1 protein-coding gene and 1 pseudogene are annotated in these 889 nt (G+C 72.8%); one reads left to right on the forward strand and one right to left on the reverse strand.

The genetic code is table 11. The features are described from left to right. On the forward strand, positions 1-544 hold a 544-nt coding region (locus ACLEQD_RS44410; protein ID WP_410391932.1), incomplete at its 5' end, for a M20/M25/M40 family metallo-hydrolase. A gap of 3 nt (positions 545-547) precedes the next feature. On the opposite strand, the pseudogene ACLEQD_RS44415 reads toward ACLEQD_RS44410, so the two are convergent. Continuing rightward, positions 548-889: pseudogene (locus ACLEQD_RS44415) on the reverse strand (class I SAM-dependent methyltransferase); the annotation flags it as partial.

Raw genomic sequence — 889 nt, forward strand, 5'->3', positions numbered from 1 at the left:
CGCAGCGCCGGACGCGCCGCCCGAGGACGCGGTGGCCACCGTGGCGAGGCTGGAGCCCGCGCTGGGCGCCGTGCTGCGCACCACCTGCGTGCCCACGGTGTTCAAGGCCGGCACGCGCTCCAACGTGATTCCCGCGACGGCCGAGGCCACCGTGAACTGCCGCCTGCTGCCGGACGCGGACCCCAAGGCCGTGCGCGAGCGCATCGTCGCGGCCGTGAATGACAAGGACATCGAGGTGGAGATGGATGTGTCGCCGCCGGACTCGCCCATGTCGCCCGTGGGGGACAACGCGATGTTCCGCGCGGTGAAGGCCGCCGCGGCGAAGGTGTGGCCGAAGGCGCCGGTGCTGCCGCGCATGTCCACCGGCACCACCGAGTCCGCCACGCTGCGCCGCGCGGGCGTCCACGCCTACGGCATCGACCTCTTCGCGCTCACGCCGGACGACGCACGCACCGCGCACGCGCCCAACGAGCGCGTCCCGGTGGCGTCGCTCCAGCCCGGCGCGGAGTTCGTCTACCTCACCTTGAAGCACCTGACGCGCTGACCCTCAAGGCGCCGCGGGGAGGGCCTCGGGGCGGTATTCCTGAAGCCATACCTTCTCGAAGCCCCAGGTGAAGAGCATCCAGTGGGAGGCATGGCCGGTGAAGCCCTCCGCCTGGATGGGGCGGGTGACGGTGATGATGCGCGTGCCGGGGGTGCACGTTCGCAGGTGGGCGACGAGCCGCGCCTTCGTCTCCGGGCTGAACGCCACCCAGTTGCAGAAGATGTGCGTCGCGTCCGCCAGCGGCTCGCGGGTCATGTCGCCCACGGTGAGCGTGATGCCCGCGGGCCCGAGCCACGGCGCCACGCGCGCCACGTGTCCGCGAGCAGCTCCACGCCATGCGCCCCC

Source organism: Corallococcus sp. 4LFB (genome assembly GCF_046520365.1).
Taxonomy (GTDB): domain Bacteria; phylum Myxococcota; class Myxococcia; order Myxococcales; family Myxococcaceae; genus Corallococcus; species Corallococcus caeni.